This window comes from Mesorhizobium sp. WSM3626, from assembly GCF_000513935.1.
In the GTDB taxonomy this organism is placed as follows: domain Bacteria; phylum Pseudomonadota; class Alphaproteobacteria; order Rhizobiales; family Rhizobiaceae; genus Mesorhizobium; species Mesorhizobium salmacidum.
The window spans coordinates 140390-156989 of the sequence record NZ_AZUY01000010.1 but is presented as its reverse complement, the minus strand read 5'-3'; the positions used below and the strand labels follow the sequence as shown (position 1 = coordinate 156989).

17 protein-coding genes are annotated in these 16600 nt (G+C 64.8%); 9 read left to right on the top strand and 8 right to left on the bottom strand.

Annotated features, from left to right (window positions below):
* Positions 1-37: 37 nt before the first annotated feature.
* Positions 38-1126 carry a hypothetical protein gene (locus tag M653_RS0110945; RefSeq protein ID WP_027143401.1) on the bottom strand — a complete coding sequence of 363 codons (1089 nt, stop codon included), beginning with the start codon at positions 1124-1126 and terminating at the stop codon, positions 38-40.
* A 79-nt stretch (positions 1127-1205) separates the two neighbouring features.
* On the opposite strand from M653_RS0110945, the gene M653_RS1000000136655 reads away from it, so the two are divergent.
* Positions 1206-1385, top strand: coding sequence for a hypothetical protein (locus M653_RS1000000136655; RefSeq protein ID WP_156938182.1), 180 nt, complete (start codon positions 1206-1208; stop codon positions 1383-1385).
* Between the two features lie 53 nt (positions 1386-1438).
* Here M653_RS1000000136655 and M653_RS0110940 read toward each other — a convergent pair whose 3' ends face one another.
* Positions 1439-1828 (bottom strand): cytochrome c family protein, encoded by a 390-nt coding sequence (locus M653_RS0110940; RefSeq protein ID WP_027143400.1) that lies wholly within the window; start codon positions 1826-1828, stop codon positions 1439-1441.
* Positions 1829-1957: 129 nt separating this feature from the next.
* Positions 1958-2569 (bottom strand): thymidine kinase, encoded by a 612-nt coding sequence (locus M653_RS0110935; RefSeq protein WP_027143399.1) that lies wholly within the window; start codon positions 2567-2569, stop codon positions 1958-1960.
* A gap of 263 nt (positions 2570-2832) precedes the next feature.
* On the opposite strand from M653_RS0110935, the gene M653_RS0110930 reads away from it, so the two are divergent.
* From M653_RS0110930 to M653_RS0110915, 4 genes are all read left to right on the top strand, one after another.
* Positions 2833-3768 (top strand): choline ABC transporter substrate-binding protein, encoded by a 936-nt coding sequence (locus M653_RS0110930; RefSeq protein WP_027143398.1) that lies wholly within the window; start codon positions 2833-2835, stop codon positions 3766-3768.
* Between the two features lie 134 nt (positions 3769-3902).
* Complete coding sequence (choW, locus tag M653_RS0110925; protein ID WP_027143397.1) at positions 3903-4757, top strand: choline ABC transporter permease subunit; 855 nt, start codon at positions 3903-3905, stop codon at positions 4755-4757.
* Positions 4754-5935, top strand: coding sequence for a choline ABC transporter ATP-binding protein (choV, locus tag M653_RS0110920; protein ID WP_027143396.1), 1182 nt, complete (start codon positions 4754-4756; stop codon positions 5933-5935). Before choW ends, choV begins: the two co-directional genes overlap by 4 nt.
* 58 nt (positions 5936-5993) lie before the next feature.
* Positions 5994-6272: a hypothetical protein gene (locus M653_RS0110915; protein ID WP_027143395.1), complete on the top strand. Its 279-nt coding sequence runs from the start codon at positions 5994-5996 to the stop codon at positions 6270-6272.
* Between the two features lie 24 nt (positions 6273-6296).
* On the opposite strand, the gene M653_RS0110910 is transcribed toward M653_RS0110915, so the two are convergent.
* Positions 6297-7706, bottom strand: coding sequence for an ATP-binding protein (locus tag M653_RS0110910; RefSeq protein ID WP_027143394.1), 1410 nt, complete (start codon positions 7704-7706; stop codon positions 6297-6299).
* Positions 7703-8419 carry a response regulator transcription factor gene (locus M653_RS0110905; protein ID WP_027143393.1) on the bottom strand — a complete coding sequence of 239 codons (717 nt, stop codon included), beginning with the start codon at positions 8417-8419 and terminating at the stop codon, positions 7703-7705. Before M653_RS0110905 ends, M653_RS0110910 begins: the two co-directional genes overlap by 4 nt.
* A 274-nt stretch (positions 8420-8693) precedes the next feature.
* On the opposite strand from M653_RS0110905, the gene M653_RS0110900 reads away from it, so the two are divergent.
* From M653_RS0110900 to clpS, 4 genes are all read left to right on the top strand, one after another.
* Positions 8694-8993: a hypothetical protein gene (locus M653_RS0110900; RefSeq protein ID WP_015316050.1), complete on the top strand. Its 300-nt coding sequence runs from the start codon at positions 8694-8696 to the stop codon at positions 8991-8993.
* Between the two features lie 38 nt (positions 8994-9031).
* A complete protein-coding gene (locus M653_RS0110895; RefSeq protein ID WP_027143392.1) occupies positions 9032-9325 on the top strand; it encodes a hypothetical protein in 294 nt (97 codons plus the stop codon).
* 163 nt (positions 9326-9488) lie between these two features.
* Positions 9489-9803: a hypothetical protein gene (locus M653_RS0110890; RefSeq protein ID WP_027143391.1), complete on the top strand. Its 315-nt coding sequence runs from the start codon at positions 9489-9491 to the stop codon at positions 9801-9803.
* 129 nt (positions 9804-9932) lie between these two features.
* Positions 9933-10238: an ATP-dependent Clp protease adapter ClpS gene (clpS, locus tag M653_RS0110885; protein ID WP_027143390.1), complete on the top strand. Its 306-nt coding sequence runs from the start codon at positions 9933-9935 to the stop codon at positions 10236-10238.
* A gap of 134 nt (positions 10239-10372) precedes the next feature.
* Here clpS and M653_RS0110880 read toward each other — a convergent pair whose 3' ends face one another.
* The 3 genes from M653_RS0110880 to M653_RS0110870 form a co-directional block, all read right to left on the bottom strand.
* A complete protein-coding gene (locus M653_RS0110880; protein ID WP_027143389.1) occupies positions 10373-12445 on the bottom strand; it encodes a membrane protein in 2073 nt (690 codons plus the stop codon).
* Between the two features lie 63 nt (positions 12446-12508).
* Positions 12509-15331, bottom strand: a complete 2823-nt coding sequence (locus M653_RS0110875; protein ID WP_027143388.1) for a DUF4159 domain-containing protein — start codon at positions 15329-15331, stop codon at positions 12509-12511.
* Positions 15328-16362 carry a DUF58 domain-containing protein gene (locus M653_RS0110870; protein WP_027143387.1) on the bottom strand — a complete coding sequence of 345 codons (1035 nt, stop codon included), beginning with the start codon at positions 16360-16362 and terminating at the stop codon, positions 15328-15330. Before M653_RS0110870 ends, M653_RS0110875 begins: the two co-directional genes overlap by 4 nt.
* Positions 16363-16600 lie beyond the last annotated feature (238 nt).

Here is a 16600-nt window from a genome sequence, read left to right as displayed (position 1 = left end):
GTCAGCCCTGCGATTGTCGCACCGGTGCGCGCGGCAATTATGACTGCACGTAGTTGGCCGAATTGTGCTTCTTCAGCACCTCGTCGAAGCGGCGGGCGAAGGCATCGTCGGCCAGCTTCTTGCGGCGCTGGATGTCGGCGCTGGCCACCATGTTCTTCTCGTGCATTTCGAGCAGGTCGCCGATGTGCTTCTGCGAGGCTGCGCCGATGCCGGCCATGGTTTCCTCGGCCGTGTTGTCGACCTGGCTGCCCAGCGTGTTGATCTTGTGGGCGACGTCCTGCTGCGCGGCGGTCTTCAAAGAATCTTCCAAAGCCTTGTAGAGCACGATGCGCTGCTCGGTATCGATGGTCAGCTTGTTGATCAGCGTCGACTGGGCGGCGATCTGGTTGTTGAGCGAATCGACGAAGGTCTGGAACATCGAGGTGTAGCGCTCCAGCGTCTGGCTTTCGGCCAGCAGCTCCTGTTCCTTGGCCTGCTTTTCATTGTATTCGGTGGCGAGCTTGGAACGTTCGCCCTCGAGCTGCGTGCGGTCTTTCTGGCTGGTCGAGGCGGCGATCTTGTTTTCGATGTCGAGCAGCATCGGATTGAGCTCCTCGATGCGCTTCTGCACGGCTTCGAGGTTCGTCATCGTGGTCTTGCGGCGCTCGATAACCTGCGACAGGCTGGCTTCGGAGGTCTTGTAGCGCTGGTCGAGAACTTCCTTCTGCGCCTTCAATATGCCGACGATGGTGTCGGACTTGGCCAGCAGTTCCTGCAGATTGCCGGCGAGCGACATGTTGCGCACGCGGTCGGTGCGCATGCGCTGCTTGCGCTGCGCCGAAAAGACGCCGACGAAGTTTTCCCAGCCGGTATAGTTCTTCATGCTCTCGAACTCGGCGCCGAAGACATTGGTGGCGTCCTCGAGGCCGATGATCAGGTCGGCGATGTTGCCTTCCATCACCTTCTGCTGCTTCAGCACATCCTCGATGCGGGCGTTCTCGATGTCGAAATTGGCGTCGCCGATCTTCTTGTCGGCGGTTGCGAGCGTGTCGAGCACGGTGCCGGATTGCTCGATCTTGGTGCGCATATCCTGGACGACCTGCTTGGTCTTGGCAATTTCGGCATCGAAATTCTGCAATGTCGCCATAGGGGCCTCCCGCTTCGGCTTCCGCTCGCTGGTTGCGAACAGCGGCGAATATATGTGGGGTATCAGGGGATTGAAAGACGTGAAAACAGTGCGCTGCGCGAAACAAATATTCGGCCGAACCCTTGAAAGGCAATGGAGCCGTGGTCATGGCGTGATCAACTGGCCGGCCAAGCCTGGTTCAGCTGATTTTGAACTTTCATGTCGGCAAAGCAATCAGTCCACGCCGAAGCAGATGGCTCCGAAACTTGACAATAACTGACCCTTCCAGCCCCACAGGCGGGCGCAAGCCAGTCCACTCCGGACGGCGTCTGCTCAGGGCTTGGGATCGGCCTTCAGATAGGCAATGACGTTGGCGATGTCGTCGTCATTGCTCAGCCCGCTGAAGGCCATCCTGTTGCCGGGCACCTTCAGCTTGGGCGATTTGAGGTATTCGGCAAGATTTGCCTCGTCCCAAACGAGACCGGCAGCGCCCGCGCTCTTCATCGCCTCGGAATAATAACCGAGGAAGCTTTCGGCGGTCCCGGCCGTGCGACCGACGACGCCCATAAGATGCGGGCCGACCTTGTCGCGGTCCGTGGCCGCCTCATGGCAGGTCATACACCGGTTGAAAACATGTTTGCCCAGCACAGGATCGCCTCCGGCCTGGACGGCAACGGAAGTGGCCAGGAGAAGAAGGCTGGCGGACAAGACGGCTCGAAGCATGGCTGACCCCGGGGAGTTCTGGCTGTGGCGGGAAAATAGGGCGCCGACCTTAACAAAGGCACATGGAATGGCGCGGCTGCAAGAGATGGCAGCCAACTGCCCGATGCCGGCGTCAAGCGGGCCCTCGTTTCAGCCGCTGACAAAGCCGATGAAGTCGTCGGGTGCCGCGCGGCCCATTTCCTCTTCCCAATGGCGGCGGCAGAGGGAGACATAGACGTCCTTGCCGATTGCCACCTGTTCGCCCTGGCGGGCCACCTTGCCGTCGGGACCGAGGCGCACGACCATGGTCGCCTTGCGGCCGCAGCGGCAGATGGTGCGCACCTCGCGCAGATCATCGGCGATCGCCAGCAGCGCGCGCGAGCCGGGAAACAGCTTGCCCTGGAAATCGGTGCGCAGGCCGTAGCACATGACGGGGATGTTGAGCCGGTCGGAGATGCGGGCAAGCTGCCAGACCTGTTCTTCCTCCAGGAACTGGGCCTCATCGACGAAGATGCAATGCACCGCCGTGTGCTGGTGATGCTCGGCGACGCGGGCGAACAGGTCGTCGCCATCGCGAAACATCTCGGCTTCCGCCTCCAGCCCGATGCGCGACGAAATCAAGCCGGTGTCGCCCATGCGGTAGTGACCGGCGACGAACAGCATCGTCGTCATGCCGCGTTCGCGGTAATTGTACGATGCCTGCAACAGCATGGTCGTCTTGCCGGCGTTCATCGTCGCGTAGTGGAAGTAAAGCTTGGCCATGCCGCCCTTTTAAGCCGACTTGCCGCCGCGCGGGGAGGGGCCGCGGCCGCATTCCCCTGAAAAAGCCGCCACTGCCGAGGCAGATTGCGCTTGGGCCTGGCACGGAAAGCGTCAGCGGTGTCGCTGATTGGCCAGCCAGCGCCGTTGATCGTGATTGTCTTAGTGCTTGAAACCACTTCAGAATGGTGTTTGGCTGACGAAACAAGGCGGGCACAAAAACCGTAACTTCGCTTCGCCAAAGAAATCGAAATGGGAGAATACAGATGTCGCGTATGAATTCCTTCGTCGCCGGCCTAGGCTTGGCGGCTTTCCTGTCCACGGGCGCGGCCTTCGCCGGCGATCCGGCAAGCTGCAAGACGGTTCGCCTCTCCGACGTCGGCTGGACCGACATCCAGGCTACCACCGGGCTGGCCTCCGTGCTGCTTACCGCGCTCGGCTACGAGCCGCAGGTGATCCAGCTCTCGGTTCCGGTGACCTATGCGTCGCTGAAGAACAAGGACCTCGATGTCTTCCTCGGCAACTGGATGCCGTCGATGACCAACGACATCAAGGATTACACGGCCGACGGTTCGGTCGAGACCGTCAGCCAGAACCTGGCCGGTGCCGGTTACGGCATCGTCGTGCCGACCTATGTCGCGGATGCCGGCGTCAAGTCGCTGACCGATCTCGGCAAGTTCAAGGACAAGTTCAACGGCAAGATCTACGGCATCGAGGCCGGCAATGACGGCAATCGCATCATCCTCGACATGATCAAGAACCCGAAGGACAATCTCGACGGGTTCGAACTGGTCGAATCCTCGGAGGCCGGCATGCTGACGCAGGCCGAGCAGTCGATGAAGAACAATGAGTGGATCGCCTTCCTCGGCTGGACGCCGCATCCTGTGATGGGCGCCATGAAGATCACCTATCTCGACGGCATGGGCGACAGCGGTTTTGGCGCGGCCACCGTCTCGACCAATGTGCGCAAGGGCTACATGACCGAGTGCCCGAATGTCGGCAAGTTCATCGCCAACCTGAAATTCAATCTGGATATGGAAGGGCAGATGATGGACGCCATCCTGAAAGGCAGCGATGCAAACACGGTGGCAACCGACTGGCTGAAGAAAAATCCAGATGCGGTCAAGCCCTGGATTGCCGGCGTGACCACCTTCGACGGCGGCGACGCGGCGGCGGCGGTCAAGACCGCGCTCGGGAGCTGAGCCGACTTTGATTTCGGCGTGACCGAAACAGAGGGCAGCCATTGTGGAAAGGCTGCCCTTTTTCGTATCCTGTGACAAGATGACGTTGCGACAATACGGGGCCGAAGGCAGAGCTCTGGCAAACGAGGGGTGAGATGGATCCGATTTCCAAATTCATGGTCGATCACAAGATCCCGATCGGCGCCTGGGGAAAGGCGTTCTTCGGCTTCCTCACCGACAATTTCGATACCGTGTTCAGGGCTTTTTCGAACGGCCTCAATTTCCTGCTCGACGGCCTGGTCGACATCCTGCTGATGGTACCGCCGGTGCTGCTCGCTTTGGTGATCGCCGTCATTGCCTGGCTGCTGCAGCGCTCGCGGCCACTCGCCATCGCGGTTTTCCTCGGCCTGATCTTCATCATCAACCAGAACCTCTGGAAGCAGACGGTGCAGACGCTGGTGCTGGTGGTCGCGGCCGCCGCGGCGGCGATGGCCATCGGCGTGCCGCTCGGCATCTGGGCGGCGCACAAGCCGAAGGTCTATCGCATCATGCTGCCGGTGCTCGATCTGATGCAGACGCTGCCGACCTTCGTCTACTTGATCCCGGTGCTGACGCTGTTCGGCCTCGGCAACGCGCCCGGCCTTATCGTCACCATCATCTTCGTCATCCCGACCGCGGTCAGGCTGACCCATCTCGGCGTCGTCTCGGTGCCGAAATCGATCATCGAGGCCGGCGAGGCCTTCGGGGCCACCAAGAGCCAGCTGTTGTGGAAGGTCGAGCTGCCCTCGGCGCTGCCCACCATCATGGCGGGCCTGACACAGTCGATCATGCTGTCACTGTCGATGGTGGTGTTCGCCGCCCTGATCGGCGCCGGCGGGCTGGGCACGGAAATCAACCGGGCGCTCGGTTCGCGCCGCATCGACCTTGGCCTTGAGGCCGGTCTCGCCATCGTCGTGCTCGCCATCGTGCTCGACCGGATGACCCGCATTGGCGTTGGAGGCAAGAAATGACCGTCGCCGTCGATTTCAGGAATGTCGATATCGTCTTCGGCGCCGACCAGGCCGGCTCGCTGGCGATGATCGACAAGGGCGCTACCCGGGCCGAGATACTCGAGAAGACCGGCAATGTGCTCGGCTGCGCCGGAGCCAGCCTGACCGTGCATGAGGGGGAAATCTCGGTGCTGATGGGCCTGTCCGGTTCGGGCAAGTCGACGCTGCTTCGGGCGGTCAACCGGCTCAACGTGGTGTCGCGCGGCCAGGTGCTGGTCAAGGACGGCGACCGCACGGTCGATGTCGTCACTTGCGACGAGCCGACCTTGCGGCGGCTGCGGCAGAAGCAGGTGGCGATGGTTTTCCAGCAGTTCGGCCTGTTGCCGTGGCGCACGGTGGAGGAGAATGTCGGCCTCGGCCTCGAACTCGCCGGCGTGCCGGATGCCGAGCGCAAGGAGCGGGTGCACAGGCAGCTCAAGCTGGTCAACCTCGACCAATGGTCGAACAAATACGCGCATGAGCTCTCGGGCGGCATGCAGCAGCGCGTCGGCCTGGCGCGCGCCTTCGCCACCGAGGCGCCTATCCTGCTGATGGACGAGCCCTTCTCGGCCCTCGATCCGCTGATCCGCACCAAGCTGCAGGACGAACTTCTGCAGCTGCAGGCGGAGCTGAAGAAGACCATCATCTTCGTCAGCCACGACCTCGAGGAGGCACTGAAGATCGGCAGCCACATCACCATCATGGAGGGCGGCCGTATCGTCCAGACGGGCGCGCCGGAAGACATCGTGCTGCGCCCCGCCAACGATTATGTCCGCGACTTCATCGCCAATGTGAACCCGCTCTCGGTGCTCACCGCCTGGAACGTCATGCGCGACCGTCGCGACCTCGAGCATGGCGACAATGGCTGGGTGTGGCTCGACCGGCGCAAGACGACGCGTTTCAAGATCGACGAGCACGGGCTGGTGGCGGCGGCCGAGCGCGACGGCAAGCCGGCCGTATGGGTGTCCTGCGCCGATGTCGAGGGCCAGCCGGAGGAGCTGGCGCAGGTGTTCTGGGCCAATCCCGGCACCTCGCTGAAGACCGTGATGCTTGCCATGCACCGCTCGCAGACGGCACCGGTAGCGCTGTTCGACGATCAGTCCCGCTTCGTCGGCGCCATCGGCATTCGCGACGTGCTGAGCGCGGTGCTGCGGCGGTAGGCCGGCAACGTCAACCGAAGGCTTTCGGGTCGCATCGGGAGGCGCCTTGAAACGGATATTGAACTGGCTGTCGACGGCGCGTGCGGCGCAGGCGGCGCTCGGCTTGCTGATCGTGATCGCGATCCGGTCGATCCTGGAGTTCTTCCGTGTCGGAGGCGCAAGCGGCGGGCCGATTGACGGCGCACAGCTCTTCTATGTCGAAGGGGGCCTTGCCGCGTCGATCGCGGCGCTGGCCGTTCTCGTTCTGCATGCATCCGGGCGGCACCGCTGGGCAACAATGCTCACGGCGGCGGTCATCATCGCGCTGTTGGCCTGGAAGATCATCGCGACAAGTTGACGTTCGATGCGGCCTGATCAGTCCTCAAGCCGCCAGCGGCAGGCGCAGCTCCGTCAGCAGGCCACCGTCCGGATGGTTGGACAGGCGGACTTCGCCGCCCGCCGCACGCGCGATGTTGCGGGCGATGGTCAGCCCGAGCCCGAGCCCACCGGTCTGGCGGTTGCGGGACTGTTCGAGGCGCACGAAGGAGCCGAACACGGCGTCGATCTGGGCCTGGGGTATGCCCGGCCCCTCGTCGCGGATGGCGAGCGTGATCGTGCCGTCGGAGCGGCGCAGGCTGAGATGCGCCTTCTTGCCATAGGTGACGGCGTTCTGCACCAGATTGGTGACGCAGCGCTTCAGCGCCACCGGCCGCGCCATGCAGATCAGGCCGCGTGAGCGGGTGTCGTCATTGTCGAACGAGACGTCCGGATAGGCGTCGGCGATCGATTCCACGAGCGACCAGAAGTCGATGCGTTCGCTCTTTTCCTCGTTCACCTCGAAGGTGGCGAAGTCGATCACCGAACTGGCGATGCTCTCGACATCGGCGAGATCATGCGCCAGCGCCTCGCGAACCGCCGATTTGCGCAACAGCTCCAGGCGCAGCCGCATGCGCGTCATCGGCGTGCGCAGGTCATGCGCGAGTGCGGCGGCAAGATGTTCGCGGTCCTCGACATATTCGCGCAGCCTGGTCTGCATGGCGTTGATCGCCCTGGCGGCGGCACGCACCTCACGGCTGCCGCTCTCGGCGATCGGCGGGCTCTTCAGGTCCTTGCCGATCCTGTTCACGGCGGTTTCCATCATCCGGTAGGGCGCGGTCAGCCGGCGCAGCGACCAGATCGACATGATCACCACCAGCCCCGCGATCAGCGCATAGAGCGGCAGGCTGTCGACGCTCAGGATCGGGCCGACGGGGGTGATCGGTTCGGTGAAGTTCAGCCATTGGCCGTCGGCGAAGCGCAGCGAGGCCGTCAGCTTGTCGCTCTGGGCGAAATCGGCGGCCAGCACCAGAAGGTCCCGCTCGACCTGGCCGATATCGGGCCCCGGCGCCGCGCCGCTGGCATCGTCTGCTTCGCGCGTCGCCGGATCGCGGCGCACGCGCGCGTCGGTGATGCCGAACTTCGACAGCCGGCCGACGAGGATATCCTCGAGCTCGGCCAGTTCGTCGTCGCCGGCGATCGAAGAGGTGACGGCGGGCGTGTCCGAGACGGTGAGCGCGTATGTCGAGTTGAACAGGCCCGCGGCGGTCGCCTTGCGCTCCTCCGGCGTGGCGCCACTCATCAACTGCACGAGCGAGAAGGCGCGGTCGTTGAGACGGTAGAGGTCGACCACGTCATTGGCGGCGGCGCGGTCGCGCGACACGATGTAAAGCGTCGCGACCTGGCTGATCAGCAGGCCGGCAATGACGATCAGCAGCACCCAGACAGGCAAGGTCTGCGGCAGGAAACGTCTCATTCGGAGGTCGTCTCGGGCAGGAACTGGTAGCCGCCGCTGCGCACGGTGAGGATCAGTTTGGGCGTCTTGGGATCATCTTCCATCTTGCGCCGCAACCGGCTGACCAGGATGTCGATGCTGCGGTCGAAGGAATAGTCGCTGTCGCCGCCGGACAGTTCGATGAGCTGGTCGCGGGTCAGCACGCGCTGAGCGCTCTTGACGAAGGTCTGCAGGAGGTTGAACTCGGCCATGGTCAGTTCGACCCTGACGTCGTCGGGCGCGGTCAGCCGGCGGCGCGAACAGTCCATGGTCCAGCCGGCGAAATGGTAAATCTGCTTTGTGGTGGCGCGCTTCGGCTCGGCGGCGCCGTTGCGCCGCAGCACGGCGCGGATGCGCGCCAGCAACTCGCGCGGGTCGAAGGGCTTGGGCACATAGTCGTCGGCGCCCATCTCGAGGCCGACGACACGGTCCGTTGTCTCGGTGACGGCGGTCAGCATGATGATAGGTGTCGTATACTGGGCGCGCAGGTCGCGGCACAGTTCCAGCCCGCTCCTGCCGGGCAGCATCACGTCGAGCACGATGAGATCCACCTGGGAACGGCGCAGGACGGCCTCCATCTCGGCGCCGTCGGCGGCAACCGAGGTGTGCAGGCCCCGCTTCTGGAAGAACTCCTGAAGCAGGTCGCGGATGCCCTTGTCGTCGTCGACGATCAGTATGTGTGTCTCGGATTTCACAGGTGCGCTGTCCCGGTTGCCGGCCAAGCCATGATTGGCTAGTCAGCCACACGATAGAATTCGGGCCATATGTTGGCCAGTACCTTGCTTTTCAAGGGAGAATGAATTCCGCCTTCTCCACATGGCGACGGTCTTGGCGTGGCCTGGCCAGACACAATCCAGAAACAAAATTCTACAATCGGGAAAAACTCCTGAAAAAGTAGGCCGGCATAACGGTGCCGTGGCGGTCAGGTCATCGGCTGCGACGCTAGTCTCCGGGTTTACGGATTAACCAATGCCAAGATTGTCGATCAGTTTGTTGGGAGTTCTGCTAGGCCTTGGCCTGCTCACTGCCGCTGTCGACCAATCGGATGCAAAGGCGCCGCTCACCCGGAGCGAACGGTGCGCCAATCTCAGCCACCAATTTGATGAAGCCCTCGAAACCCATGCCACGGCAACGCAGGTCACCGCGGCAAAGGCACTTCAGAGAAAGGGCAACCGGTACTGCGCCGCCAAGAAACAGGCGCAGGGCATCCGGATGCTCGCCAATGCTTTGAAGCTGCTTGGAGTGACACCGAACGACCCGGTCCAGTGACACTCAAAAACGACCCGCAGAAAAAAGGAAATGAAGCCATGAACAAGTCCATCCTGTCCGCCCTTGGTCTCGCCGTCGCTCTCGCCTTCTCGATGCCGGTTCTCGGCAACGCAGCCGCCACCACGACCGCTGCCCCGGCTGCCGCCACCACGACCACCGCTCCGGCTGCTGCCGCGATGACCACCGCTCCGGCCAAGGCTGCTCCGAAGAAGGTCGCCAAGAAGACCGTCTGCAAGGTGACCAAGACGCACAAGTGCCCGGTCAAGAAGGCCCCCGCGATGGCTGCTCCCGCGAAGGCGGCCCCTGCGAAGGCTGCTCCCAAGAAGCCCTGATCGGCTTCGAGGTTAGTTCAACTAAGGCCGCCCCAGCCGCAAACCGGCTGGGACGGCCTTCTGCCAAGGGCACGGTCGATAAGCTGAACACCCGGCGGCTTCCAGCCACGCATCTCGATCATGCTTAACCCGTTTGCAATGCCGGCCCTGTAGGACAATCCGCATGAAGAAGCGGCTTTCGTCCATTTTTCGCTCCATGGTGATCGGCGGCCTGGTTGCCACCGGCGTCGCCAGGGTGCTGATTCTGCTCACCGCCAGCCCCGTGCCGGACCCTGCAAGCGGGCGCACCGAGCCTTCGCTGTTCGCGCCGGCGATTTCCAGCAACTGGGATTACATCACGCCCGTGCAGGCGTGGCTTTTGATCGTACTCGCCGGCGTGACGCTGATCTGCGTTGCCGGATGGCCGATCGCCGCATGGCTGGAACGCCGGGCGGATGCCGACGCAAGTCGCCGGATCTTCGGCCGTCAGGGCCGTTGAACCGCGACAGACCATTTCCCACATGATCGTGAAGGACCGGGCGTGCCCGCCGACGGTCCGCAAATGGACGGTCGCTGCCACCCGTGGCAAAATGCGGGCTTAAGTTTGATCGCGAAACAGTCGGTTCGAATGCCTGAAATCACCACAAAACCGCGCGTCAAGGTGAAGCCGCAGACAGAGCGGCCGAAGCTCTACAAGGTCATCCTCATCAATGACGATTTCACCCCGCGCGAATTCGTGGTGACGGTGCTGAAGGGCGAGTTCAAGCTCAGTGAGGACCAGGCGCACCGGGTCATGATCACCGCGCACCAGCGCGGCGTCTGCGTGGTCGCGGTCTTCACCAGGGATGTCGCCGAGACCAAGGCGACACGGGCCACCGACGCCGGCAAGGCCAAGGGCTATCCGCTGTTGTTCACGACGGAACCGGAGGAGTGAGGAGCGGTCGCCCGCAGGGCGATTAGTCGACAACGATTTGTCGACTAAAGCGACGAACGCCCGGAGCCATAGCGGAGGGCAGGAGCAGGGCGCTTTTTCCTTCTCCCACAAGGGGAGAAGGGAAGTGCGCCCCGCTACCGTCCCTCGCGGTACCACATCGAGCCCATTGCCAGAAGCAGCAGGCCGAGGCCGAGGAAGCCGCCGAACAGCGGTACGCGCGACACGGCCTTCAAGACGCTGTCGTCGGTGGTGCGCAGGCCGATCCAGTCGCTGCCCGACGCTTCGCCGGCCGAACGCACCGGTACGATGGAAGGCAGCGTCACGTCGCTGGCCGTCGACGAGGCCAGCCGGCGCACGCTGCCGCCGGTGGCTTCCGCCGGCGCCTTCAGCCGCTCCTGCGTGGAGACGACGTCGGCGAATTCCGGCGCGTTGACCGGTCCGACATGGGCGAGCGCGGTGAGATCGCCATTGGCAACCTGGAAGAGGCCGATCTCGCTCGTCTGGACACTGCCGAGGAAGACGCCGGGTTCGGATTTGTCGAGCTTGACGGTGAGCGTCTTGCCGGACGGGGTGATGATCTGCGCCGGGCCGGGATCGTCGGCCATCGTCTGGCGGCGGATCTCCAGCACCATGCCGCGTCCCTCGGCGGTCAGCCGTTCTTCCTCGAGCTCGGGCTCCTTCATCAGCCAGTGGGCAATGCGCCGGTAGAGCTGGACATGCGGACCGCCGCCCTCGAAGCCGCGCGCCCACAGCCAGCCCTGATCGGACAGAAGCATGCCGACGCGGCCTTCGCCCTTGCGGTCGAGCAGCAGCAGCGGCCGGTTGTCGGCACCTTTCATCACCACTTCGCCTTGCGGGTTCTGCACGCCGATGGTGCGGAACCAGCGGCTCCAGTGCGGTGGCTCGGTGGCCGAACCGTCGAGGCCGCGCGTCACCGGATGACGCTGGCCGAGTTCGGTCAGGCGCGGGTAGAACGCCTTGTCGACCACTTCGCCCGTCGGCATGGCCGGCAGGGCCGACATCAGCGGCGTGCGCGCGATCGAAGCCTCGCCGGCATATTCGGGGCCGGCGGCGATCAGCAGCGCGCCGCCCTTTTCGACATATTCGGAGATGTAATCGTAATAGAGGATCGGCAGCACGTCACGGTGCTGGTAGCGGTCGAAGATGATGAGGTCGAAATCCTTGATCTTCTCGACGAACAGCTCGCGGGTCGGGAAGGCGATCAGCGACAATTCATTGATCGGCGTGCCGTCCTGCTTCTCCGGCGGCCGCAGGATGGTGAAATGGACGAGATCGACCGAGGCGTCGGATTTCAGCAGATTGCGCCAGGTGCGCTCGCCCGCATGCGGTTCACCCGATACGAGCAGCACGCGCAGGTTTTCGCGGATGCCGTCGACCAGCGCGATGGCGCGGTTGTTGGCATCGGTCAGTTCGCCCGGTTCGCGGTCGATGGCGAGTTCGATGATGTTGCGGCCGGCACTCGGGATGGTCACCTGCAGCGGCATGGTCTGGCCGACGGTGGCATGCTCGACCGCAACCTGCTCGCCGTTGACGGAGACGCGGACATCGACCGGTCCGGTTTCGTTTTCGGTCGAGATGACGCGGTATGTCATGTCGAGCGGCTTGCCGACAAGGCCGAAACGCGGCGCGTTCTCGAAACGTATGCGGCGGTCCTTCTCGTGCTCGTTGCCGGTGATGAGGGCATGCAGCGGGGCGTTGAAATCGGGCGTGCTCGAAGGCGTGTCATGCACCTCGCCGTCGGTGATCATGATGGCGCCACCGATGCGCGAGGGCGGCACGTCGCGGAAGGCGCCTTCCAGCGCGCCGAACAGCCGCGTTTCGGTGCGCTCCTCGGCGGCGTCGGACTTGCCGGCCTCCACGACGCGGACGTCGAACTGCTTGAAGCGGCCAAGACGCTGCTGCAGCCCGGCCACGGCCTCGTCGGTCTGTTTGGTCCGGTCGCCAATGTCCTGGCTCTGGCTGCGGTCGACGATCAGCGCGACGACGCTCTTCAGCGGCTCGCGCTCCTCATTGAGGAACACCGGATTGAAGAGGGCGGCGGCGAGCGCCAGCAGGGCGACGAAGCGCAGGACCGCGCCGCGCTGGCGAAACCACAGGCCTATGAGCGCGAGCAACGCCAACGGCACCAGCACCAGGGCCATAAGCGGCCAGGAGATCAGCGGTTCGAACGAGATCGACCAGTTCATGCCTTATCCTCCTGCATCGGGGGAGGATCGAACATCGTGAGGGGTCCAAGAAAACGCATCATCCTACTGCCCCAACCGTTCGAGCAGGATGGGAACATGCACCTGGTCGGATTTGTAGTTGCCGGTCAGCATGTACATCATGATGTTGACGCCGGCGCGCAGCGCGTAGACCCGCTGCATGGGGTCGGCCGGCACGGTCGGCAGCAGCGGATCGCCATTCTCGTCGACCGCCCAGGCGCCGGCGAAATCATTGGCGGTGATCATGATCGGCGACACGCCGTCGCCGGTGCGCACCGGCCGGTTGTCGGCATTGCTTGCGTCGAGCGATGCCTCGACCCAGAGCGGGCTGCCGGCGAAACGGCCGGGAAATTCGGGCAGGATGAAGAAGGACTTGGTCAGCACATGGTCCGACGGCACCGGCTCCAGCGGCGGTACGTTGAGGTTGCCGAGGATGTCGCGCAGCCGCTCGGTCGCCGGGCTGGTGGAATCGGCGCCGATGCCGTTGGCGAACTGGTCGCGCGTGTCGAACAGCACGGTGCCGCCCTGCTGCATATAGGCGTCGATGCGGGCGATCGCCGCCTGGCTCGGCATCGGTGCCGACGGGTCGATCGGCCAGTAGATCAGCGGATAGAAGGACAGCTCGTCCTTCGAAATGTCGACGCCGGCCGGCGCGCCCGGTTCGAGCGCCGTCTTCTCGATCAGGAAACGGGTCAGGCCCTCGAGCCCCGCGCGGCTGATCGAATCGACGCCCGGCACGCCGGTCAGCACATAGGCGATGCGGGTTTTTGAGATCGCCTCGATAGCGACCTGGTCGCCCGGCTTGGCATCGTCGGCGCGCGCGACATCGGCATGGCCGAACAGTGGGCCAAGCGCGATCAATACAGCGGCTGCGGTTGCCGTGGCACCAGCCCGGCGCGGCCGCCGCGAAAACAGGCCGCCCATCCACAACACCGCCAGCGTGTCGAGCAGCATCAGCAGCAGAGCCGCCGCGACCAGCGCACCCTTCAGGTTGCGCGATTCATCAAAGGCATACTGGACCGTGGTGACCGGCACCGACACTTGCGGGCGCGCCAGTGGCTCGAACGTGCTTGCGGCGTCGAGCAGATTGTGGGCGTAGACGCCGGTCTCCGAGCCATAGAGGCCGGGCGGGTTCTCGAAGGTGACCGGCAGTGCGCCGGCGCCCGGCACCAGCGGCCGCGCATCCGGTGTCGGCGGCACCAGCGAACCGTCGGCCGCGATCATGCGATAGGGCGCCAGCGACGTGGCGGCGGCTTCGGCATTGGCGATCGCCGCGCCCTGGTTGCGCGACAGCTGCACGATGCGGCGCAGCATCTCGACGAAGCTGCCCGAGATCGGCAGGTTCGACCATGTCGCCTCCGGCGTGACATGGAACAGCACCAGCGTGCCCTTGCCCTTCTTCAGTCCGGTGACCAGCGGCGTGCCGTCGGCAAGGGCTGCCCAGGTGCGCTCGACGATGTCGGGCGTCGGCTCGGCCAGCACCTGCCTGGTCACCGTGACCTCGGTCGGCGGCGCCAGATCGGCGAAGGGGCCGGCCTTGGGAAATTCGGTCACCGGCTGCGGCGAGGTCCATGACAGCGCGCCGCCGAGCGAGCGCTCGCCGGTGCGCAGGCGGACCGGCAGCAAATCGTCGTCATTGCCGGCGGCCGCCAGCCGTGAGCCGGCGAACCGCACCAGCGTGCCGCCATTGTCGACCCAGTCGACCAGCCTTTGCCGAACCTGCGCGGGAATGGTGCCGATATCGGCCATGACGATCATCGCCGGCTTCTGGTCGAGGATCTGCGGGATGGCGTCGGCGAGATCGGCGCTGGAGGGCTCGACCAGATCGGCGAAGGGCTGCAACGCGCGCCTGATGTAGTAGAGCGGCGACAGAAGCGGCTGCGCCTGGTCGGCCTCGGCTTGCGACAACAGCCCGACGCGGCGGCGTTTGGAGCTTTCGTCGAGCACGCGCACGGCGCCCGCATGGCGTTCGCCATCGAGCGCGATCGAGGCGAAGTCGTTGCGCAATTCGAACGGCACCGCCATGGTGCCGGTGGCCGTGGCCTCGCCCGGCGCGAAGGTCAGGGTCGCATCGGCGATGCGGCGGCCCTTGTCGTCGAAGGCGCCGGCGGTGACCTGCGCCGGGGCGGGATCGCCGGGCGCGCGGACGGCGGTCAGACCAAAGCCGTCGACCTGGTTTTCGGCTGATCTCAGGCCGGTCAGGGAAAGCCGGTCGGCCACCGCCCAGACAACGCGGGCGGCATTTTTCGACAACAGCGTGTTGAAAGCGGCCTCGTCGCCCTTGGCCGCCAGGCCATCCGCCAGCACGGCGACGCTGGCGCCGGGCAAGCTCTCCAGCACACCGGCGACGCGGGCATAGACGGTGGGCCGGTCGGTCGGGATCGGCCGCGGCTTGGCGGCGCGCAGCCGGTCGAGCGCTGCGGCGGCGTCGAAGGGGCCGATCTCCGCATTGGGCTTTTCGGCGGTGAAGGCGATGATAACAGGCACGCCGTTCGAGCCGGCGTCGTTGATCAGCCGCTCGGCGGTGGCGATGCGCTTGTTCCAGTCGGCGGCGCTGGCCCAGTCATTGTCGATGACCAGCGCAAGGGCGGCGCCCTCGGCCGGCAGCTTTTCGCGCGGGTTGAACACAGGTTCGGCCAATGCCGCGACGACGAGGGCCGCCATCAGCAGCCTGAGCAGCGTCAGCCACCACGGGCTACGCTGCGGGGTCTCCTCCCGTCTCAGCACACGGGCCAGGATCTTCAGTGGCGGGAACACCTCGGTTTGCGGCTTGGGCGGCGTCAACCTCAGCAGCCACCAGATCACCGGCAGCGCCAGCAGGCCCCACAGCACCATGGGAGCGCCGAAGGAGAGCGGCAGCCAGCTCATGCGACGGTCTTCCCAGGCTTACCGCCACCGGCGGTAATGTCAGGCTTGCCGCCACCGGCGGTAATGCCAGGCTGATTTCCACCGGCAATCATGCCGGGAGTGGCGCTCGGCCCGGCATGACCAGAGGTCAGCCCGGCATGCCCGCCATCGGCGGTCATTGCCATGTGCAGGCGCACCAGTGCGTCGGAAGCCAGCCGGTCGGTGTGGTTGACGGTAAAGCTCCAGCCGAGCCGCTTGCACCAACTGGCCAGTTCCTGGCGGCGGGCGGTGTAGAGCAAGCGGTATTCGTCGGCCAACATCTCGGCGCGGCCGGCGGTCAGCTTGTCGCCGGTCTCGGGATCGGTGAACTCGGTGCGGCCGGCATAGGGGAAAGTTTCCTCGGCCGGGTCGGCGACCTCGATCAGATGCGCGCGCACACCGTGGCGGGCGAGCACGTCAAGCCAGGCCATGGTTTCCTCGACCGGATCGAGAAAATCGCTGGCGATGACGATGTCGCAGAAGCGCCTGATGTCGGACAGATCGGGTTTTGCCGGCATCTCGCCGGCGTGCATGAGTTGGGCCGCGATGCGCTCGGCGCCGTTGCGGGCGGTGAACGGATCGGTCAGCCCCGGCCAGGCGATGCGCTCGCCGCTGCGTGACAGGAGCTCGGCCATGGCCAGTGTCAGCACCAGCGCGCGCGATTGCTTGGAAACGCCGGCACCCGTCGATTTGTAGAGCATGGACGGCGAGGGGTCGGCCCACAGCCAGACGGTATGAGCGGCTTCCCACTCGCGATCCCGCACATAGGTGTGATCGTCGCGGGCCGAGCGGCGCCAGTCGATGCGCGAGGAATCGCCTTCGACATAGGGCCGGAACTGCCAGAAATTCTCGCCGATGCCGCGCTTGCGGCGGCCATGCCAGCCGGCGATCACGGTGTTGACGATACGGCGCGCCTCGACCAGCAGGTCGGGCACAAGCGAAGCCCGCAACCGGCCGCGGGCGAGCGCGTCGCGCGTCGCTGCCGGAGCCTGGACCTCGCCGATACGCGCCATTAGGGTCTGGACCCGCTAATATGATCTAAATGGTGTGAGGCCATCTGTTCGGATACGCGGAGCGAAGGCGCAGGAAGCCATTCGGCTTTCAAGTCCTTCGCGACAAAGTAGGCGGGCAGATGGACCACATCCTCTGGACGCCGAAATGGCTGCAAGCTGCGTCGTCGAACCGCTTGGCCGGGGGAAAGACCCCGACCTTCGCGGTTCTCCTCGCATCTTTTTGCCATTTCAGGCGCCA